The sequence below is a fragment of the Plantibacter sp. Leaf1 genome, from assembly GCF_001421315.1.
Classification (GTDB): domain Bacteria; phylum Actinomycetota; class Actinomycetes; order Actinomycetales; family Microbacteriaceae; genus Plantibacter.
The window spans coordinates 1,058,167-1,077,421 of the sequence record NZ_LMJX01000002.1; the positions used below are offsets into that span (position 1 = coordinate 1,058,167).

At 69.7% G+C, this 19,255-nt stretch carries 18 protein-coding genes and 1 tRNA gene; 9 read left to right on the top strand and 10 right to left on the bottom strand.

Translation table 11 applies throughout. The features are described 5' to 3' along the window. Window position 1: 1 nt before the first annotated feature. Window positions 2-1,204, top strand: coding sequence for a glycosyltransferase family 1 protein (locus tag ASE44_RS07190; protein ID WP_082455882.1), 1,203 nt, complete (start codon window positions 2-4; stop codon window positions 1,202-1,204). Here ASE44_RS07190 and ASE44_RS07195 read toward each other — a convergent pair. Further along, window positions 1,167-2,201: a Gfo/Idh/MocA family protein gene (locus tag ASE44_RS07195; protein WP_056778541.1), complete on the bottom strand. Its 1,035-nt coding sequence runs from the start codon at window positions 2,199-2,201 to the stop codon at window positions 1,167-1,169. The genes ASE44_RS07190 and ASE44_RS07195 overlap by 38 nt on opposite strands. 165 nt (window positions 2,202-2,366) lie before the next feature. Here ASE44_RS07195 and ASE44_RS07200 point away from each other — a divergent pair, with 165 nt between their 5' ends. Continuing rightward, window positions 2,367-2,864, top strand: a complete 498-nt coding sequence (locus ASE44_RS07200; RefSeq protein ID WP_056778544.1) for a LysM domain-containing protein — start codon at window positions 2,367-2,369, stop codon at window positions 2,862-2,864. Window positions 2,865-2,898: 34 nt separating this feature from the next. Here the strand turns inward: ASE44_RS07200 and ASE44_RS07205 are convergent, their stop codons facing one another. Further along, window positions 2,899-4,323 carry a CitMHS family transporter gene (locus ASE44_RS07205; RefSeq protein ID WP_056011421.1) on the bottom strand — a complete coding sequence of 475 codons (1,425 nt, stop codon included), beginning with the start codon at window positions 4,321-4,323 and terminating at the stop codon, window positions 2,899-2,901. 228 nt (window positions 4,324-4,551) lie between these two features. Here ASE44_RS07205 and ASE44_RS07210 point away from each other — a divergent pair, with 228 nt between their 5' ends. Then, window positions 4,552-6,291: an ATP-binding protein gene (locus tag ASE44_RS07210; RefSeq protein WP_056914184.1), complete on the top strand. Its 1,740-nt coding sequence runs from the start codon at window positions 4,552-4,554 to the stop codon at window positions 6,289-6,291. Beyond that, window positions 6,291-6,962 carry a response regulator gene (locus ASE44_RS07215; protein WP_056007686.1) on the top strand — a complete coding sequence of 224 codons (672 nt, stop codon included), beginning with the start codon at window positions 6,291-6,293 and terminating at the stop codon, window positions 6,960-6,962. The genes ASE44_RS07210 and ASE44_RS07215 overlap by 1 nt, the downstream gene beginning before the upstream one ends. Before the next feature lie 208 nt (window positions 6,963-7,170). Here the strand turns inward: ASE44_RS07215 and ASE44_RS07220 are convergent, their stop codons facing one another. The 6 genes from ASE44_RS07220 to ASE44_RS07245 form a co-directional block, all read right to left on the bottom strand. Next, window positions 7,171-7,830: a ScbR family autoregulator-binding transcription factor gene (locus ASE44_RS07220; RefSeq protein ID WP_056007689.1), complete on the bottom strand. Its 660-nt coding sequence runs from the start codon at window positions 7,828-7,830 to the stop codon at window positions 7,171-7,173. Between the two features lie 219 nt (window positions 7,831-8,049). Next, window positions 8,050-8,892: a LysR family transcriptional regulator gene (locus ASE44_RS07225; protein ID WP_056007693.1), complete on the bottom strand. Its 843-nt coding sequence runs from the start codon at window positions 8,890-8,892 to the stop codon at window positions 8,050-8,052. Window positions 8,893-9,007: 115 nt separating this feature from the next. After that, window positions 9,008-9,082, bottom strand: a tRNA-Arg gene (locus ASE44_RS07230). 26 nt (window positions 9,083-9,108) lie between these two features. Continuing rightward, the gene (locus ASE44_RS07235; protein ID WP_056007696.1) at window positions 9,109-9,606 is read right to left on the bottom strand and encodes an HNH endonuclease; all 498 of its coding nucleotides are present in this window, start codon (window positions 9,604-9,606) and stop codon (window positions 9,109-9,111) included. A 429-nt stretch (window positions 9,607-10,035) separates the two neighbouring features. Then, window positions 10,036-11,199, bottom strand: coding sequence for a CHAP domain-containing protein (locus tag ASE44_RS07240; RefSeq protein ID WP_056778551.1), 1,164 nt, complete (start codon window positions 11,197-11,199; stop codon window positions 10,036-10,038). 250 nt (window positions 11,200-11,449) lie between these two features. Continuing rightward, window positions 11,450-12,151, bottom strand: a complete 702-nt coding sequence (locus ASE44_RS07245) for a metal-dependent transcriptional regulator (RefSeq protein ID WP_056778552.1) — start codon at window positions 12,149-12,151, stop codon at window positions 11,450-11,452. Window positions 12,152-12,295: 144 nt separating this feature from the next. On the opposite strand from ASE44_RS07245, the gene serC reads away from it, so the two are divergent. Beyond that, window positions 12,296-13,408, top strand: a complete 1,113-nt coding sequence (gene serC, locus ASE44_RS07250) for a phosphoserine transaminase (RefSeq protein WP_056778553.1) — start codon at window positions 12,296-12,298, stop codon at window positions 13,406-13,408. A gap of 81 nt (window positions 13,409-13,489) precedes the next feature. Here serC and ASE44_RS07255 read toward each other — a convergent pair whose 3' ends face one another. Then, window positions 13,490-14,191: a DUF3027 domain-containing protein gene (locus ASE44_RS07255; RefSeq protein WP_082455885.1), complete on the bottom strand. Its 702-nt coding sequence runs from the start codon at window positions 14,189-14,191 to the stop codon at window positions 13,490-13,492. Beyond that, the gene (locus ASE44_RS07260) at window positions 14,184-14,567 is read right to left on the bottom strand and encodes a cold-shock protein (RefSeq protein ID WP_056007705.1); all 384 of its coding nucleotides are present in this window, start codon (window positions 14,565-14,567) and stop codon (window positions 14,184-14,186) included. The genes ASE44_RS07255 and ASE44_RS07260 overlap by 8 nt, the downstream gene beginning before the upstream one ends. 135 nt (window positions 14,568-14,702) lie before the next feature. Between ASE44_RS07260 and ASE44_RS07265 the strand changes: the two genes are divergently transcribed. The 4 genes from ASE44_RS07265 to ASE44_RS07280 are packed head-to-tail and all read left to right on the top strand — an operon-like array spanning window position 14,703 to window position 19,249. Next, the gene (locus tag ASE44_RS07265) at window positions 14,703-14,978 is read left to right on the top strand and encodes a hypothetical protein (RefSeq protein WP_056007708.1); all 276 of its coding nucleotides are present in this window, start codon (window positions 14,703-14,705) and stop codon (window positions 14,976-14,978) included. Between the two features lie 5 nt (window positions 14,979-14,983). Beyond that, entirely contained in the window at window positions 14,984-16,819 is a 1,836-nt protein-coding gene (locus ASE44_RS07270; protein WP_056778559.1) for a helicase-associated domain-containing protein, read from the top strand. 50 nt (window positions 16,820-16,869) lie between these two features. Beyond that, window positions 16,870-18,513 carry a DNA repair helicase XPB gene (locus ASE44_RS07275; RefSeq protein ID WP_056007713.1) on the top strand — a complete coding sequence of 548 codons (1,644 nt, stop codon included), beginning with the start codon at window positions 16,870-16,872 and terminating at the stop codon, window positions 18,511-18,513. Between the two features lie 46 nt (window positions 18,514-18,559). Continuing rightward, the gene (locus ASE44_RS07280; protein ID WP_056007716.1) at window positions 18,560-19,249 is read left to right on the top strand and encodes a response regulator transcription factor; all 690 of its coding nucleotides are present in this window, start codon (window positions 18,560-18,562) and stop codon (window positions 19,247-19,249) included. Window positions 19,250-19,255 lie beyond the last annotated feature (6 nt).

A 19,255-nucleotide genomic window follows, 5' to 3' on the forward strand; every position in this document is an offset into this window, starting at 1 on the left:
TGTGAGGATCGCAATCGTGACCGAGTCGTTCCTGCCGCAGATGAACGGCGTCACCCACTCCCTGCTCCGCATCATGGAGCATTTCGCGGACCGCGGTGACGAGGTGCTCGTCATCGCCCCGGGTGCCGGCGCCTCGACGCCGAGCCACCACGAGGGGTTCCGGGTCGACGGCGTGCCGTCGATCCCGCTCCCCCGGTACCGCAACGTGCGGGTGGCCGCGGGTGGTGTCGGCCGTATCACCGAGCTGCTGCGCGGCTTCCGGCCGGACGTCGTCCACCTGGCCTCCCCGTTCGTGCTGGGGTGGCGCGGGGTGCAGGCGGCCGAGCGACTCGGCGTCCCGACCGTCGCGGTCTACCAGACCGACATCCCCGCGTACGCCGGACGCTACGGGTTCCCGGTGGCGGAGTCGCTGCTCTGGCAGCACGTCGAACGCCTCCACGGCAAGGCGACGATCACCCTCGCACCGTCGCGACAGTCGATCGCGCAGCTGGAGGCGCACGCGATCACCCGCGTCCGCCTCTGGGTCCGCGGTGTCGACGCGGCCCGGTTCTCACCGGAGCGGCGCAGCGAGGCCTGGCGTCGGTCCATCGCGCCGAACGGTGAGCGGATCGTCGGATACGTCGGGCGTCTCGCCGCGGAGAAGCAGGTCGCCGACCTGGCGGTCCTCGGCGGCCTCCCTGGCGTGAAACTCGTCGTCGTCGGCGAGGGACCGCTCCGCGCCGCACTCGAACAGCGGCTCCCCGACGCGGTCTTCACCGGGTTCCTCGGCGGCGAGGAGCTCGCGGTCGCGATGGCGGGACTCGACGTCTTCGTCCACCCCGGGGAGTCGGAGACGTTCTGCCAGACGATCCAGGAGGCGATGGCGTCAGGCGTGCCCGTGGTCGCGACCGGGCGCGGTGGTCCCGTGGACCTCGTCGACTCCAGCCGGACCGGGTGGCTGTACGAACCCGGCAGGCTCGAACAGCTGCGCGGCTTCGTGCAGGACCTCGTCGGCGACGAGGTGAAGCGTGCGGCGTTCGGAGCTGCGGCCCGAGCCGGCGTCCTCCCGCGCAGTTGGAAGAGCGTCAGCAGCGCGCTCATCGGCCACTACAGCGATGCCATCGAACTCCACCAGGGAGCGCGGGCACAGCGCGGTGGACTCGACCCTCGGTCGCCGGTCCCCCGCGTCATTCGTCCGGGTAGCGGACGCCGATCTGACGCCTGACCTCGTCGAGCGTCTCCATGATCGCGACCGTCTCGGCCAGCGGCATGATCTCACCGGAGAGACGACCCTCCGAGACGAGCCGTTCGAGCTCCCAGGCCTGGAAGTGCATGCCGCGACCCTCGACCTCGGAGCGGTAGGTCTCGACGACCTCCCCGCTCGTGTCGAACACCCGGAACGTGGTCGCCGTGTACCAGACCCGATCGAACTCGATCCATCCCTCGGTGCCGACGATGGCGGCGCGGTTCGGGCCGACGGTGTTGCTCGCGGAGAGGGTGTTCGCCACTTGACCGTCCGCGTAGCCGAAGAGCGTCGCGACCTGCATGTCGGCGCCCGTGTCGCGCAAGGCGGCGGTCGCCTGGATCGACGTCGGGGTGCCGAAGACCGCCGAGGCGAAGGAGACGGGGTACACGCCGAGGTCGAGCAGGGCACCGCCGCCCAGTTCGAGGTTGTTCATCCGGTGCTGCGGGTCGTCGGAGAGCAGCTGTGTGTGATCGGCGACGAGGCTGCGCGGCTGACCGATCACACCGTCCGCGAGCAACTCGCGGAGGCGGATCATGTGCGGGAGGAACCGGGTCCACATCGCCTCGAGGACGACGAGGCCGCGCTCTGCGGCGAGCGCGACGACCGCCTGCGCCTCGGCCGCGTTGAGGGTGAAGGGCTTCTCGATGAGGACGTGCTTCCCGGCGTCGAGGGCGAGGACCGCCTGCTCGGCGTGGAACGGGTGCGGGGTCGCGATGTAGACGACGTCCACTTCGGGATCGGCGACGAGGGCCTCGTACCCGACGTGGACGTTCGGGATGTCGAACTCGGCGGCGAACGCGGCCGAGGTCTCGGCGGACCGCGAGGCGACGGCCCTGACGTCGAATCCGTGTCGGCGGAGGTCGGCGGTGAAGCTCTTCGCGACGCCCGCGGGGCCGAGGATGCCCCATCGCAGGCCGGCTGAGGAACCCGCGGCTGCACTCCCCGGGGATGGCTGGTCGGTGTGCTGATCCGTCATGGCTCTCCTTCGATGCGCGTTCCAGCAGCCTACTGGAGGGCGTCGATCAGGCCTCCGGGTTCGGGGATAGCCCTGCTCGCTCCAGCCGTGCTGCGCCGTAGGCTGAAGACTCGACCACGTCCGCCATCCCGCCGCGGACCCGGTCCGGCTGTTGGGGGAAGCACTGTGGGGGCAATCGAATCGAGCGGACGCCGACGCGCCGTCCGCAGCGCCCGGGCCGTCGCGCTCGGTGTCGCCGGGCTCCTCGCGCTGAGCGCCTGCGTCGCAGCGCCTGCAGCACCGCCGGTCACCGTCGTCGTCACCGAGCGGCCTGACCCGTCGCCGTCCGTCGCTCCCGTGCCGACCCAGACGGCGCGCGACGCCCTGCCGCCCGAGCCGGCACCCATCGTCCCGAACGCCCCCGCGGAACCGGCGGAACCGATCCCGGAGGGTCCGGCGTACGACCTCGGACCGCGCGACGGGGCGCTCGGTCCGGTCGTCTCGGACGCCGACGGCAATCCCGTCAGCTACACCGTGGTCGCGGGTGACGTGTTCTTCGACATCGCCCAGCGCTTCGACCTGCCGCAGCAGCAGTTGCTCCGGATGAACCCGTCGATCCCGGGGTTCGGTCTCGACATCTACATCGGCGACATCGTCAACCTCGATTGGACGACCACGCGCTGAGTGCCCGGCCGGCCACCGCCGGTCAGCCTGCCGCTCAGCCGAACGGGATCGTGCCGACGAGCACGCCCACCACGAGCATCACGAGGGACACGATCGCCGCCCGCCAGAGGACCTTCTTGTGGTGGTCGCCCAGGTTCACACTCGCGAGCGAGACGAGCAGGAGGATCGCCGGGACGAGGGGGCTCTGCAGGTGGACCGGCTGCCCGGTGATCGACGCCCGCGCCATCTCGACCGGTTCGATGCCGAACGTCGACGCGCTCTCCGCGAGGACCGGCAGGATGCCGAAGTAGAACGCGTCGTTGCTCATGAAGAAGGTCATCGGGATGCTGAGCACGCCGGTGATGACGGCGAGGAACGGCCCGAGCTCGTTCGGGATGATGTCGACGATCCAGTCGGCCATCGCCGTGACCATGCCCGTCCCGTTGAGCACGCCGATGAGCACGCCGGCCGCGAGCACCATGGAGACGACGCCGACGATGCTCGGCGCGTGGGCGACGATCTCCTTCGACTGCTGGGCCAGCCGCGGGAAGTTCACCAGCAGTGCCACCGCGGTGCCCACCATGAACACGTAGGGCAGCGGCATCAGGTCGACGACCAGCAGGGTCATGACGGCGATGGTCAGGACGAGGTTCACCCAGATGAGCCGCGGTCGGAGCGTGTCGCGATCGGGGTCGAGCATGGTGTCGGCCATCGCGGTGTCGTCGGGCCGCACCAGGGTGGCGAGGCGCCCGCGGGCACTGGTCGAGAAGGTGGTCGCCATCCCACCGGTGAGCGGGTGGTCGGCGGGTCCCGAGCCGGAGCCCGGTGCTGCGACGCCCCTCGGGTCCGCTCCGAGGAGGTCGACGCCGGCGAGTCGTTTCCGCTCGCCGAGCCCGAGGAACCAGGCGAAGACGAAGACGAGGACCAGACCTGCGGCCAGGGACGGCAGCATCGGCACGAAGATCTCCGTCGGCGAGACGCCCAGTGCGGAGGCGGCACGGACGGTCGGCCCGCCCCACGGGACGATGTTGAGGGTGCCGTTCGCGAGCCCGGCGACACAGGTGAGCACGACGGGGTTCATCCCGAGGCGCAGGTAGATCGGCAGCATCGCCGCCGTGGTCACGATGAAGGTCGTGGATCCGTCGCCGTCGAGGGAGACCGCGCCGGCCAGGAGTGCCGTGCCGACGACGATCTTGGCCGGGTCGTTGCCGAGGGCGCGGACGATGAACCGGACGAGCGGGTCGAAGAGACCGACGTCGATCATGATCCCGAAGTACATGATCGCGAACATGAGCAGGGCGGCGGTGGGCGCGAGGCTCCCGATGGCCTCGATGACCATGTCGCCGAGACCGAGGCCGGCACCCGCGAAGAGTCCGAAGACCGTGGGGACGATGATGAGCGCCACCATCGGGGTGAGGCGCTTCGTCATGATCAGCACCATGAAGGTGAGGATCATCGCGAATCCGAGAATGACCAGCATGTCGACTCCTTCGTCTGCGTGCACCGCGGTGTGCACGACGTGACCCGTCGCGGTGGCGCGCACGAGGCGCCGGCTGCTGCGGGTGTTCACGGAACCGTACGGGAGCGGCGCCGAGCTGTCTCGCTTGTGGGCGTTCGGCGCGGATCTGCCAGTTCCGTCGACTTCTGCGCGTTCTGCTCATCCGGTCGCCTTCGGCACCGTCACCGCGAGCGCCGTACCATCGGAGCCATGATCGGCGATGGAGCGGCGAGGCCGGAACGGCGGCGTGCCCGACGCTCGAGCTTCGCGGCGCAGGTCCTCGTCCTCCAACTCATCGTGGTCACGGCCGTCGTCGTGGTGTGCACCGGGGTCTACGCCTGGATGAGCAGCGAACGCCTCGTGCAGGAGGCCCAGTCGACGGCCTTGGCGATCGCCCAGAGCGTCGCGAGCGACCCGGACGTCCGATCGGCCGTGACCCTCGAGGCGCGCACCCCCGGGACGCCCGAGACCGCCGAGCTGCGGACCTCCACCCTGCAGGCGCTCGCTGCCGAGGTCCGTGCACGGACCGGCGCGCTCTTCGTGGTCGTCACCGACGAACGCGGGATCCGTCTGGCGCATCCCGATCCCGACGAACTCGGACGCCAGGTGAGCACGAGCGCCGAAGCGGCGCTGTCCGGCCGGGAGTCCGTGTCGTGGGAGACCGGGACCCTCGGTCCTTCCGCGCGGGCCAAGGTGCCCGTGTTCGCGGCCGAGTCGACGGACACCGCGGGTGCCGTCGTCGGCGCAGGCGCCGGGGAGGTCGTCGGAGAGGTCAGCGTGGGGTTCGCCCCGCAGCGGGTCTTCGCCGACGTCGCGCGGGAGACGACGCTGGTCGCGGGGGCAGCCCTCCTGGCGTTGACCATCGGCCTGGTCGCGTCCATGCTCATCCGGCGCCGACTGCGGCGATTGACCCTCGGCCTCGGCCCGGAGGAGCTCGCCGCCCTGGTGCAGAACCAGGCCGCTGTGCTCGGCGGCGTCGGCGAGGGGGTCGTCGGGGTCTCCCCGCGCGGGATCGTGACGGTGTGCACCGATCAGGCGGCCCGCCTGCTCGGCGTCGACGCGACCGTCGGACGCCCCTTCGCCGAGCTCGATCTGCCCGAGCGACTCATCGCCCTCGTGGCGGACGACGCACCCGCTCAGGTCCCGACCCAACTCGTCGTCGGCTCCCGGGTCCTCTTCATCGACGTCCGGACGGTGTCGCAGGACGGCGTGGACCTCGGCCGGGTCGTCGTCGTGCGCGACCGCACCGACGTCGAGGCGCTGACCCGCCGACTCGACGCCGTCGCGACGATGACCACCGCCCTCCGCGCGCAGCGGCACGAGTTCGCGAACCGTCTGCACGCGATCTCCGGCCTGCTCGAGACCGGTCAGGACGACGAGGCCCGTGGGTACCTCGCGAACGTGCTCGACCACGGCCCACTGCGATACCCCGTCCAGCACGCCGATCGACTCACGGAACCGTACCTGCAGGCGTTCCTCGGCGCGAAGGGGGTCGAGGCCGCGGAACGCGGGGTGCTCCTGACCATCGGATCGGAGACCCTCGTCACCGGATCGCTGTGCGATCCTGAGGACGTGACCACCGTCCTCGGGAACCTGCTCGACAACGCCGTCCGGGCCGCCGTCGCCGGTTCGGCACGACCGGCCTGGGTCGAGGTCGAGGTCCTCGACCACGGCTCCGAGCTCCACTGCTCCGTCATGGACTCGGGCGACGGCATCGTCCCGACCCCCGAGATCGGTGAGCGACCCCCGCCCGAGGAGCCCACCGTCGAGGATCCGGACGCGATCCACGGACAGGGGTTCGGTCTCCCCCTCTCCCGGGACATCGCGCGCCGACGCGGCGGCGAGGTGTGGCTCGCATCGCCTGGCGCCCCAGGCAGCCACGGCGCGGTGTTCTGCGCGCGCCTGCCGGGGACCGTGGATCCGATCTCGCCCGAAAAGAACGACGACTGATGCCCACCGAACTCACCGTCCTCGTCGTCGACGACGACTTCCACGTCGCCCGTCTGCACTGCCGGATCGTCGACGAACTGGACGGGTTCCGTGCCCTCCCGCCCGTGGGGTCCGCCGCGGAGGCCGCGCGGACCGTCGCGACGGAGCGTCCGGACCTCGTCCTGCTCGACGGGTACCTGCCCGACCGGAACGGCCTCGACCTCCTCGTCGACCTCCCGGTCGACACCATCGTCGTCTCGGCCGCATCGGACGGCGCATCGATCCGGAGGGCATTGCGATCCGGAGCGCTGGGATACCTCGTGAAGCCGTTCGCCCCGCAACTGTTGCAGGACCGACTCGCGGCGTACGCCCGCTTCCGGAACGTCCTCGGCGAGGCCGTCAACGCCGACCAGGAGACCATCGAACGGGCTCTGAGGATCCTCCACTCCGGGGACACCGCAGCACCGACGCGGTCGCGGTCCGCGACGGAGACGGCCGTCCTCGAGGCGGTGTCGGCCGTGGACGGCGAGCGCTCGGCAGCCGAGGTCGCGGAACTGGTGGGCGTCTCCCGCGCGACCGCCCAGCGGTACCTGTCGGCCCTGGCGGGCCGGGGCCTGCTCACGACGCAGCTGCGGTACGGAACGACCGGTCGGCCGGAACACCGCTACGCCCTCACCGACCGTTCGCGCTGACGCGGATCATGCCGGCGGCTGGGCGATCCCCCCACGACATCGCCCAGCCCGGCACGTGAACCAACTCTCCGCCGATGGATGACGACATGCCCCCGCACGTCCGTGATCCATCCGTCGTCACACGACGATCAGCAAAGTGAGTTAATCACCCTACTGATTCTAGAGTCGCGCTCCGACGAGGGCGTCAGGGCTATCCCCTAACGTGCGTTCAGGCTTCGGTGGCCTGCGGGTCGAAGGCCGCATCCAGGACGGCGAGCACCTCCGGCTGTCGGTCCACGACGATGACCGCCGTGATGAGCAGGCGCCACATGGCGTCGACGGCGTTCAGCAGATCGCTCCGACCCGTCAGCATGCTCGAGATCAACTGGGTTCCCGTGAAGAACGCCACGAACGACCGGGCGAGATCCGAGGGGTCCAGCGAGGAGCGCAGCTCTCCCAGCTCGATCGACGCCTGCACCTGCTGCTCGACGTTCGCGATCCACCGCTCGTGGAAGTCGGAGGTGGGAGCCTGAATCACGCCCTGCTCCAGCGACAGGCGGAGCCCCGCCCGTGCGATGGGGTCGGTGAGCAACAGTTCGGTGATCATCCGCGAGGCCTGCACGAGCGCACCGAACGGCGACGACGCCGTGGTCGGGGCGGTCAGGGCAGCGATGGAGCGCTGGCTCTGCTCGTTGATGACGGCGAGCGCCAACTCCTCCTTCGAGGGGAAGTAGAAGTAGAGCGAGCCCTGCGTCGTCCCCGCTTCGCGGGCGATGTCCGACAGGCTCGCCTGTCCATAGCCGACCCGGTCGAACATGCGCGCGGCACCTTCGACGACGGTCTGGCGTCGTTCATGACCTCGCTGCTGCTGTGGTCGTCGTTCGGGCATGTGCGTATCCTGCTTCTGTCATCCCCCGATTCAGACACCAGCGTAGCGACTCCGAGCTGGGAAGTCGGTGACGAATGCGCCGGAACGCAGGAACAAGTCGACCGACTTGTGTCCAGAGAACGCCCGGTCCCAGAGGGAAAGGACGCGCCAGGATGCCGACCGGGCCCGGCGGGCGCCACCGTCGCACCGACGCCCGACCCGCTCGTCAGCCCGTCGGGATCACTCGCGGCGGGTGACGAGTGCGAACCGCTCCCGAAGCTCGGGGGCGTCGGCGAACGGGCGCCAACAGAGGCCGTCGCCCTCGCGCATGGCCGCGACCGGCCGGAGTGCGACGAGTCGCTCGCCGAAGCGGAGCGCGTCGAGGAACAGGGTGTCGTTGCCGGCGTCGATGGTCAACGAGCGCGGGTACCAGCCGCGGGCGGCGAGTGCTCCGGCCAGCCACGCCGAGTACTCGGGGTCCTTGCCGGGCTCCGGGCGCAGTAGCTCCTGATCGGCGAGGTCGGACCAGTCGATGGCGTCCTTCTTGGACAGCGGGTGCGCGGCACGCATGACGACCCCGAGCGGCAGCGCCGCGATCTCCTCGGCAGCGAGCGCCTCGGGCAGATCGATGGGCAGGCGCACGATGGTGGCGTCGAGGCGCCCCGTGGTGACGAGGTGGAGCTGTTCGACCGGCTCGATCGCCACGGCGACGGCCGGCACGTCGATACGACGTCCGGCCTCGGACACCACGGCGTCCCAGGTCGTGGGTGGACGACCGACCCGGATGTGTCGCGCGGGGGACGCCGGGTCCATGTCGGCGACCACGTCGATGAAGGTGCGGGCCTTCAACAGGAAGCGCTGCCCCTCGCGGGTCGGACGGTACTCCTCGCCGAGCACACTGAAGAGCTCGACGCCGAGCGCGGCCTCGAGCCGCCGCAACTGCTGGGCGAGACTCGGTTGTGCGACGCCGAGCAAGTTGGCCGCCGCCCCCAGGGTCCGCGTGTCCGCGACGACGACCGCTGACCGCAGCTGGCGGAGCGTGATGGCGTCGCGTTCGAGTTGGCGGTTGAGGTCGTGCGTCATGCTTCGAGCCTACGGCGTGCTCGACGCCCTATCCGACAGCCGACCCCCGACGTGAGACCGCCTGAGTGACCCCAGCGCTCCGGGAGGGTGTCGCCGTTCGCGGGCCGTGCCCTGATGGTGCCCCTGGAGGGACTCGAACCCCCAACCCTTTCCTTAGGACGGAACTGCTCTTCCATTGAGCTACAGAGGCTGACCCCGTCGAGTGTAGCCGGTCGCTCAAGCAGCCGGCGCCAGGTACTGCTCCCAGTCGGGCTCCGAACGCTCGACACCGCGCACCATCCACTGGGACCCGTGCGGCGTCCCGGGCGACACACCCAGGCTCCAGTTCATCTCCGCCAGGGTGCGGTCACCCTTCACGTTGTTGCACCGCAGACAGCAGGCGACGAGGTTCTCCCAGCTGTCGACGCCTCCGCGCGACCGCGGCTGCACGTGGTCGATCGTGGTCGCCGCCTTCCCGCAGTACGCACAGCGATGACCGTCGCGCCGCAGCACGCCCCGTCGGGTGACCGGCACACGACGGGCGTGCGGGATCCGGACGTATCTGGTGAGGAGGATGACCGACGGCCGATCGTACGAGCCGCTCGCCGCCACGACGGGGTGCGAGGAGTCGATCTCGACGACGCTCGCCTTGTGGCTCATGACGAGCACGAGCGCCCGCTTGAACGAGACGATCGCGAGCGGCTCGTAGCCCGCGTTCAACACCAGTGTGCGCATACACGTTCCCTTCCGAAGGGCCGCGACGGCTGCCGCGACCGGTCGACGATCAAGACCTGCAGAACCACTGCGACATCGGATCGGGTCGTTTCCGGGCGACAAAAAAGGGCACCGTCGTCATGACGGCACCCTCTTGACCCACGGCGGAGCCGCGGCACGCTTGGCTGGAATGACGCAGCACGTAGAGGTCGCGACCGTTCGCGACCACCTGGCGGCATCTAGCGTGCATCAGCTCCTGAACCTCTCCGAGTTGCAGAGCACCAGATTAACCCACGAGGCCGGGATTTCCGCGGGTTCGGAGAGATTTCCTCTGCGCGCCATGTCGCCGTCGCCTTCGGGCGGTGTCCGCCACCCGTCGACGGTCGGTCCGTGGACGACGAAGGACCGCACCCTCCGATGGAGGATGCGGTCCAGGTCGAGCGCTCAGGATCAGCCGACACCCGGTGGGTAGAGGTAGAGCGCCACGGCGCTCGCGGCGATGGTCCGCGTGTTGTAGCTGTGGCGGGCCGAACCCCAGTTGTACTCCTCCAGGGTGACCGTTCCGTCGGCATTGACCGACTGGACGTACGCGACGTGGTTGTAGTTGAACCAGGCGACGGAACCGGCGATGGCGTTCGTCCCCTTGTTGTACTGCCAGGAGTCCGCCCAGCCGTACGCGCTGCTCGGGGGCAGGCCGTTCCCCCAGGTGAAGGCCCAGTTGCCGCTCGGCGTGCCCGCGTCGCGGTTCAGGCGCCAGGCGACGAAGTCCACGCACTCGCGGTAGTAGTACCGCAGGGGCGACAGTCCGCCGCCCTCGTCGTCGGTCGCCTGGTCGAACCAGGGGTAGTCGTCGCCGGACTGGCGCGCGCCGACCGTGATCGAATAGGTGGCGTCGCTGGCGGCGGCTGCGGCGTCGAGCTTCCGCTGACGCTCGGCCAGTTCGTCCGGGGTGGTCGCGGTGTACAGGTCGCGGGAGATCGGTGCGTCGGCGACCTTGTCGGAGGCGACGACACTCTGGGCACCGGAGGTCTTGAGCTGCTCCGACGCGGATGTGCCGTACTCCGTCTGGGCATTGCTGCTCGCCGCGTACGCGGGCAGCGCGACGGTTGCGAGCAACGCGGGCACCAGGAACGCCATCGTGGCGACTCCTCGGACCGAGCCGGGGCGGGCTCCGGTCGGCTTGGGCTTGCGGACGGCGATCGCCGGGGACACTGCCGTGTTCGGCTTCGGCTTGCGCGCGACGCGCTCGGCGCCGGTGCGCAGCGGCGCTGCGGTCGCGAGCGGGGAGCCAGACGTGGTGGAGACGGTGAACGACTGCTGGGGCGTCACCGCTGGAGCCGACGGCTTCGTCAGCGGTCGGTCGTCGAGGGCGATCTCACCGGTCGCCGCCGCGTCGTCGGTCTCCTCGACGAGTGCGTCGTCCAGGACGATCTCCGGGTGCTCTTCGACCGCTGCCTGCTCGGCATCGGCGGGAGTGGTGGCGGGCTCGGACGAGGCGGAGGACGCCTCCGCCTGCTTCGCGGCCTGCTCCTGGAGTCGGAGTTGCTTTCGGGTGAGGGGGACGTCCGGGGTCGTCTCGGCCTGTTCGGGGCCGCTCGCACCAGCTGCTGTCACGTGGATTCCTCCGGCACCCCGCATGAGCGACACGGATCACCGCAAGGCGATCGGCATGGCGCAGCCCCATCCGACGATTGATGTCGGTTCGTGTGGCCGAGGGACGGGCTAGGGGGTGCCTCGGTCGTCTTCCTCCGGCCAGATCATGGCCTGCAGGACGAGTGACAGCCTACGGGTTACCCCTCGGAAAGTCACGTTTCCATCACGGGAAACACGGCACATGAAGGGAATCCTCATGCACGTCTCATGCTCACGCCTTGGGGGTCTCCACGAAGATGTGGGTGGCGAGTTCGTTCGGCAGTTCGAGGCCGCCGTCGACACCGTCGATGGTGACGAGCACGTAGCCCCCGGCAGCGGCGAAGGTGCCGGTGCGCCCCGGCATGACGCCGGCCTGCTTCAGCTGGAGCAGGAGTTCGGGGTCCACCTGCGCGGGTTCGCCCAATCGGCGCACGGTCGCCGTGACCGGCTCCGAGCGTCCGTCGACGAGACCGACGATGTTGATGACACCCTGCGAGAACGCGACCGCAGGGCTGTCACCGAACTCGTCCAGGCCGGGGATCGGCGTGCCGTACGGGGACTCCGTCGGGTGGTTCAGCATGTCGAGGAGCTTGCGCTCGACCTGCTCGCTCATGACGTGCTCCCAGCGGCAGGCCTCTTCGTGGACGAACTCCCACTCGAGGCCGATGACGTCGCTCAACAGTCGCTCCGCCAAGCGGTGCTTGCGCATCACGTGCACGGCCTTGCGCCGCCCGGGCTCGGTGAGCTCGAGGTGGCGATCGCCTGAGACGACGACGAGTCCGTCGCGCTCCATCCGACCGACCGTCTGGGACACCGTCGGCCCGGAATGCCCGAGGCGCTCGGAGATCCGCGCACGAAGCGGGATGATGTTCTCCTCCTCGAGCTCCAGGATGGTGCGGAGATACATCTCTGTGGTGTCAATCAAATCGGTCATCGACGCCCTCCCTGCCCGATTGCACGTTCCCGGTAAGCCTAGTGCGCGGTGACGCCGTTCCAGCGCCAAGCCACTCCGCCCCGTGTGGACGTCTCCGCGCGGGGTCGCACGACGCCGCACGGCCTCCGCCTCTAGAATCGGCCTATGCCGGAGATCACGATTCCCACGTCCCTGCTGCCCGCCGACGGTCGATTCGGGTGCGGCCCGTCGAAGATCCGCCCCGAGCAGATCGCGGCCCTGGCCGATGCGGGCCGGTCCCTCCTCGGGACCTCCCACCGCCAGGCTCCCGTCAAGCAGCTCGTCAGCCGCGTCCGCGCCGGCCTGTCCGAACTGTTCCGCGCGCCGGACGGCTACGAGATCATCGTCGGCAACGGCGGCTCGACCGCGTTCTGGGACGCGGCCGCCTTCGGGTTGATCGAGCAGCGCAGCCAGAACCTCGTCTTCGGCGAGTTCGGCGGCAAGTTCGCCAAGTCGGCTGCGGCGCCGTGGCTCACCGCGCCGGACGTCCGCGAGGTCGCCGGCGGCTCCCGCGTCGACCCCGAGGCCGTCGAGGGCGTCGACGTCTACGCCTGGCCGCACAACGAGACCTCCACCGGCGTGATGGCACCGGTCCGCCGCGTCGCCGGCGATGCGGGCGCACTCACCGTGATCGACGCGACGAGCGCCGCCGGCGGCGTCGACTTCGACGCCGCTCAGGCGGACGTCTACTACTTCGCACCGCAGAAGAACTTCGCCTCCGACGGTGGACTCTGGTTCGCCCTCTGCTCCCCCGCAGCGATCGAACGCATCGAGCGCATCGCGGCCAGCGGACGGTACATCCCCGAGTTCCTGAGCCTCAAGAACGCGGTCGACAACTCCCGACTCGAGCAGACGCTGAACACCCCGGCGCTGTCGACGCTCGTCCTCCTCGACGAGCAGATCTCCTGGATCAACGGGAACGGCGGGCTCGCCTGGGCGTCGGCGCGCACGGCGGAGTCCTCCGGTGCGCTCTACGACTGGGCGGAGCGGACCTCGTACACCACCCCGTTCGTCACCGACCCCTCGCACCGTTCGCAGGTCGTCGTCACCATCGACTTCGACGAGGCCATCGACGCTGCACTCGTCGCGAAGACCCTCCGGGCGAACGGCATCGTCGACACCGAGCCCTACCGGAAGCTCGGTCGGAACCAGCTGCGCGTCGCGACGTTCACGGCCATCGACCCGGCGGACGTACGGCAGCTCATCGCCAGCATCGAACACGTCGTCGGCGCGCTCTGAGCCGTCCAGCCTGAACGCCGAACGGGCGGTCGCCCCCACTGGGGTCGACCGCCCGTTCGTCTGTCGGGATGTGGGTGTGGACTACTCGTCCTCGAAGCGATCGTCGTCGTCGTCGTCGTCGGAGTCGTCATCATCGTCGGAGTCGTCGTCCGACTCGTCATCGTCGGAGTCGTCGTCCTCGTCCGCGTCGTCCGACTCGTCGTCGTACTCGAGTTCGATGCCGTCACGATCCCGATCGCGCGGATCTCCGGACAGGGCGACGTCGTCCTCGTCGTCGAACTCGTCCGCCTCATCGCCGTCGTCGAGCGCCTCATCGGCAGCCGCCGCGGCCGCGGCCTCCTGAGCCGCCCGGTAGTCCGCGAGTCGCTCCGACCACGGGACCCACTGCGGCGCGAGCAGCGCGCCGTCGCCAGGCATGAGCTCCGTCTCGAGGATGTTCGGCTCGGCGTCGTCGGACGTCCGCGACAGGGTGACCGTCCAGAACCAACCGGGGTACCCGGGCATCGTGTTCGCGAACAGCAGCGAGACCACGTGGTCGTCGACCACGACATGGCCGGCGGGTTCGCCGACCGTGCTCACCGGCGTGATCGACTGCAGCGCCTCGCGAGCCAACGCGACGGCCGCGATCAGCGTCTCGTCGGGCACCGGCGGCGGCGCCGTTCCGTCGTCCTCGGACGCCGTCGGCCCATCCTCCACGGATGCCACGGTGCGCTCGGACTCCCCGATCGTCTCGTCGGGGACCGTCACCTCGTCGCCTGAGACCTGGTCCTCCGCGTCACGCATCCAGTTCGTCCGCGACCTTGCGCAGGACGGCAGCGATCTTCTTGCTGTGTCCGCTGTTCGGGTACTTGCCGCGTCGCAGGTCGCCGCCGATGCCGTCGAGGAGCTTCACGAGGTCCTCGACGATGATCGCCATGTCGTCGGCCGGCTTGCGCTTCAGCTTGACGAGGCTGGGCGGTGCCTCGAGGACGCGGACGGAGAGCGCCTGGGCGCCACGCTTCCCGTCGGCGATGCCGAACTCGAGCCGCGTCCCCGGCTTCACGCCGGCCGTGCCCGCGGGCAGTGCGGAAGCGTGCAGGAAGACCTCCTGGCCGTCATCGGAGCTGATGAAGCCGAAGCCCTTCTCCTCGTCGTAGAACTTGACCTTGCCGGTGGGCATGGGAACCTCGCTGTGTGTCGTGCGCAGAAATGCAGCGCCGTGCGGTGATCGCGCAGGAAGCACGATCGAGAGGACCATCGGTCCTCGGTCCCCAGCCTATTCGGTGCAGCAGCCGCGTGCCTCTATCCTGGGATCGTGACTGATGAGCAGACGCCGAGCATCTCGCGTCCCGAACGGATCCTGGCCTTCATGGTCGTGACGATCGTCGCCGTCTCGATCGCCGCCTTCGTCGCGGTCATGATCGGTACCGCCACCGGACTCGAGCAGGGCGATTTCGCCGTCGGTGCGTGGCCGGTCGTCACGATCCTTCCGCTCGTCGGGCTCCCGATCGCGTTCCTCATGCTGATCACGCTCATCATCGTGGGAGCCGTGCGCCGGTCCCGCGAGTCGCGCGGACCGTCGACGCGCTGACCACCATGGGCGAGGCCTTCGCGATCGCGCGCCGCCTCCGGGACCTCCCGGACGACGCGTTGCGCGGTCTGCTGGCCGACCGCAAGACCTCCACGGCACGCATCGGCGATTTCTTCGACCTCGCCGAAGCCTTGCTGGACGATGCGAGCGTCGCGCGACGGATGGCCCTCCTCGATCGCGACACCCTCGCGGTCCTGGCCGCGGCATCGGACGGATCGGATCGCCGGTCGCTCGCAGCACGGCTCGACCGCTCCGCACCGGAGGTGGAGGCCGCCGTCGCGCGATTGGAGGACGCCGTGCTGGTCGTGATCGACGAAGACGGCTCGGTCCGACCCGTCCGCGCCGTCGAGCCGGTGTTCGAGGGATGGGCGGCGGAGGGCCGGCCGTCCCGAGCCCAGCTGCAGCAGGTCTCCGCCCCACCCACACCGGCACGGACTCCGACGTCGACCGACACCGATGCCTTGGCGAGCGAACGGGCGGCCGGGACCGTCGGCATCATCGGCGAGAGCCTCCACGAACTCGACCGGGAACCCGCGCGACTGCTCGGCCGCGGTGCACCGTCCATGCCCGACCTCAAGCGACTCGCCGCCGCTGCGGTGAGCACCCCGGAACAGATCGAACTCGCCCTTTCCGTGGCATCGGACGCCGGGCTGACCGTCGCCGCCGGCGCCGCGATCCGATTGAGTCAGGGGGGCGAGGACTGGCTCGCGTCGACGACGTCGGCGCGGTGGTCGCGGCTCGCCACGGCCTGGCTGGAGGCGATCCCGGCCGCCCTCCGCGAGCGCATCCTCGCAGCCTACGGTCGCGACGCCACCGACCTCGTCGAGGAGCTCAGCTGGTGGTATCCCCTGGCCGGAGAGGCCGTCACCACCCCGACCCGCGCGGTCGAGGCGGCGGCCGACCTCCTCGGTATCACCGCCGGGGGCGTGACCAGCGGGTTCGGTCGACTCCTCATCGCGGGCGACCCGGACGGCGCTGCGGCGCTGCTCGCGTCGACGCTGCCGGCGGAGGTGTCGCAGGTCGTGCTCCAGGACGACCTCACCGTCATCGCCCTCGGCCCCCCGACCGCCGAACTCGACGTGCGCCTCAGGGCGCTCGCCGAGCCCGAAGGCCGAGCCCAGGCGTCGAGATACCGCATCACCCCCGAGAGCGTCACCCGTGCCCTCGCCGACGGCGACACGGCTGCCGGCCTCCTCGAGTACCTCGAGTCCATCTCGCTGACTGGCGTCCCGCAACCGTTGCGCTACCTCGTCTCCGAGGCCGAATCACGGTTCGGCCTCGTCCGGGTCGGCACGATCCGAGCCTCCGCGGACGCCTCGGCCGATCCGGGGCGCAGCAGCTACGTCCGCTCCGACGACACCGGACTGATCGCGGCGGTGTCCGTCGACCAGAGCCTCGTCGCCCTCGGACTCCGACCGAGCGACGCCAACCGACTCACCAGCCGGAGCGACGCCGCCACCGTCTACTGGGCGCTCCACGACGCCCGCTATCCGGTGGTGGCCGAGGATGACCACGGCGCTCCGCTCCGCATCCGTCGACAGCCACTCATCCGGACAGCCTCGACCAGCGCCAGCCCGGAACCGGGGCCGGATCTCGTGTCCCGGCTGCGAGCCGACGACCTCGGCGACACGAGCACCGCGTGGCTGGCGAAGCAACTGGAGGTCGCCGTCCGCGACCACACCCCGGTGACCGTCCAGCTCCAGCACGGCGAGCGCCGGTCAACCTTCACGATCGAGCCGGTGAGTCTCGCCGGAGGCCGCCTCCGAGGGCTCGACCGGGCTGCGGACGTCGAGCGGACCCTGCCGTTGGCCATGATCACGGAGGTCCGGGTCGCCGGTTGACGCGCGGTCACGGGGGTTCCACGCTGAATCCGCCGGTAGACTCGACCGTTATGTCTGATGGACCACTGATCGTCCAAAGCGACCGCACCGTCCTGCTGGAGGTCGCTCACCCGCTCGCCGAGGACGCCCGCCACGATCTCTCCGTGTTCGCGGAGCTCGAGCGCGCGCCCGAGCACATCCACACCTACCGGATCACGCGCCTCGGTCTGTGGAACGCGAGGGCGGCCGGGCACGACGCGGATCAGATGATCGAGACGCTGGAGCGCTACTCGAAGTTCTCCATCCCGGCCTCGGTGACCATCGACATGCGGGAGACGGTCAACCGGTACGGCCGCCTCGTGATCGAACGCTCCGAGGACGGCGAACTCGTCCTCCGCTCGACCGATCTCCCGATCCTGACGGAGGTGGCGGGCGCCAAACGCATCGCCCCGCTGCTCATCGGGCACCCGAGCCCCGACACCTTCCTCGTGGAGCCCTGGGCCCGTGGCGCGCTCAAGCAGGAGCTGGTGAAGCTCGGGTGGCCTGCCGAGGACCTCGCGGGGTACACCGCCGGGACCCCCCACCAGATCGACCTCGTCGAGGACGGTTGGCACCTGCGCGACTATCAGCAGCAGGCGGTGGACAACTTCTTCTCCGGCGGCTCCGGTGTCGTGGTGCTCCCCTGTGGCGCGGGGAAGACCCTCGTGGGTGCCGGAGCGATGGCGACGGCTTCCACCAACACGCTCATCCTCGTGACGAACACGGTGTCCGCCCGGCAGTGGCGGGACGAGCTGTTGAAGCGAACGTCCCTCACCGCCGAGGAGATCGGCGAGTACTCCGGGCAGGTGAAGGAGGTCAAGCCGGTCACGATCGCGACGTACCAGATCCTCACGGCCAAGCGGAAGGGCGAGTACGCGCACCTCGCGCTGCTCGACGCCATGGACTGGGGGCTCGTGGTCTACGACGAGGTCCACCTGCTGCCGGCTCCGGTCTTCAAGCTCACCGCCGAGCTGCAGGCCCGACGCCGGCTCGGTCTCACGGCGACCCTCATCCGCGAGGACGGCCGCGAGGGCGACGTGTTCTCCCTCATCGGGCCGAAGCGGTTCGACGCCCCGTGGAAGGAGATCGAGGCACAGGGCTTCATCTCCCCCGCCGCCTGCTTCGAGGTCCGCGTCGACCTCCCGCAGGCCGACCGACTCACCTATGCCGCGTCGGCCGACGACGAGCGGTACCGCCTCGCGGCGACCGCGCCGGCGAAGCTCGACGTCGTCCGGCAGTTGGTCGAGCGGCATCGTGGCGAGCAGATCCTGGTCATCGGTCAGTACCTCGACCAGATCGAGGAACTCGCCGAGACCCTCGGTGCACCGAAGCTGACGGGCGCCACCCCGGTCGACGAACGCGAACGGCTCTACCAGGCGTTCCGCGACGGCACCGAGCAGGTCCTCGTGGTGTCGAAGGTCGCGAACTTCTCGGTGGACCTCCCTGAAGCCACGGTCGCCATCCAGGTCTCCGGCTCGTTCGGATCCCGCCAGGAGGAGGCGCAGCGACTCGGACGCCTGCTCCGCCCGAAGTCCTCCGGACTCACGGCGAGTTTCTACACCCTCGTGTCCCGCGACACGGTCGATCAGGAGTTCGCCCAGAACCGGCAGCGTTTCCTCGCTGAGCAGGGCTACAGCTACACGATCCTCGACGCACACGCCCTGCAGACCGCCTGATCCTCGCTCTCAGAAAAGTCTCAAGAAACGTGCAGATAATGGAGTCATGACCGGACCCCGCATCCTCATCGTCGACGACGAACCGAACATCCGCGACCTCCTCACCACCAGCTTGCGTTTCGCCGGATTCGCCGTGCGAGCCGTGGGCAACGGTGCAGCCGCCATCTCCGCGGTGCTCGAGGAGGAACCCGACCTCATCATCCTGGACGTCATGCTCCCGGACATGAACGGCTTCGGCGTGACCAAGCGTCTCCGCAGCGCGGGCTACACGGCTCCGATCCTGTTCCTCACCGCGAAGGACGACACCGAGGACAAGATCACCGGGCTCACCGTCGGCGGTGACGACTACGTCACCAAGCCGTTCAGCCTCGACGAGATCGTCGCGCGCATCAAGGCCATCCTGCGCCGCACCATGCAGGCCGACGAGGATGCGGTCATCCGCACCGGCGAGCTGACGATGGACCAGGACACCCACGAGGTCCTCGTCGGCGACACCCCGATCGATCTCAGCCCGACGGAGTTCAAGCTCCTCCGGTACCTCATGCTGAACCCCAACCGGGTCCTGTCGAAGGCGCAGATCCTCGACCACGTCTGGGAGTACGACTTCAACGGCGACGCCGGCATCGTCGAGAGCTACATCTCCTACCTGCGGCGCAAGCTCGACCAGTTCTCGAGCGAGCCGCTCATCCAGACGAAGCGCGGATTCGGCTACATGCTCAAGGCCGGGAAGGCGTAGCCCCCA

Excerpts from the sequence above, each read along its gene's own strand:
- ASE44_RS07195 (WP_056778541.1), bottom strand. The coding sequence starts at position 2,201 with ATGACGGATCAGCACACCGACCAGCCATCCCCGGGGAGTGCAGCCGCG.
- ASE44_RS07205 (WP_056011421.1), bottom strand. The coding sequence starts at position 4,323 with ATGCTGGTCATTCTCGGATTCGCGATGATCCTCACCTTCATGGTGCTG.
- ASE44_RS07210 (WP_056914184.1), top strand. The coding sequence starts at position 4,552 with ATGATCGGCGATGGAGCGGCGAGGCCGGAACGGCGGCGTGCCCGACGC.
- ASE44_RS07215 (WP_056007686.1), top strand. The coding sequence starts at position 6,291 with ATGCCCACCGAACTCACCGTCCTCGTCGTCGACGACGACTTCCACGTC.
- ASE44_RS07220 (WP_056007689.1), bottom strand. The coding sequence starts at position 7,830 with ATGCCCGAACGACGACCACAGCAGCAGCGAGGTCATGAACGACGCCAG.
- ASE44_RS07225 (WP_056007693.1), bottom strand. The coding sequence starts at position 8,892 with ATGACGCACGACCTCAACCGCCAACTCGAACGCGACGCCATCACGCTC.
- ASE44_RS07235 (WP_056007696.1), bottom strand. The coding sequence starts at position 9,606 with ATGCGCACACTGGTGTTGAACGCGGGCTACGAGCCGCTCGCGATCGTC.
- ASE44_RS07245 (WP_056778552.1), bottom strand. The coding sequence starts at position 12,151 with ATGACCGATTTGATTGACACCACAGAGATGTATCTCCGCACCATCCTG.
- serC (WP_056778553.1), top strand. The coding sequence starts at position 12,296 with ATGCCGGAGATCACGATTCCCACGTCCCTGCTGCCCGCCGACGGTCGA.
- ASE44_RS07255 (WP_082455885.1), bottom strand. The coding sequence starts at position 14,191 with ATGCGTGACGCGGAGGACCAGGTCTCAGGCGACGAGGTGACGGTCCCC.
- ASE44_RS07260 (WP_056007705.1), bottom strand. The coding sequence starts at position 14,567 with ATGCCCACCGGCAAGGTCAAGTTCTACGACGAGGAGAAGGGCTTCGGC.
- ASE44_RS07270 (WP_056778559.1), top strand. The coding sequence starts at position 14,984 with ATGGGCGAGGCCTTCGCGATCGCGCGCCGCCTCCGGGACCTCCCGGAC.
- ASE44_RS07275 (WP_056007713.1), top strand. The coding sequence starts at position 16,870 with ATGTCTGATGGACCACTGATCGTCCAAAGCGACCGCACCGTCCTGCTG.
- ASE44_RS07280 (WP_056007716.1), top strand. The coding sequence starts at position 18,560 with ATGACCGGACCCCGCATCCTCATCGTCGACGACGAACCGAACATCCGC.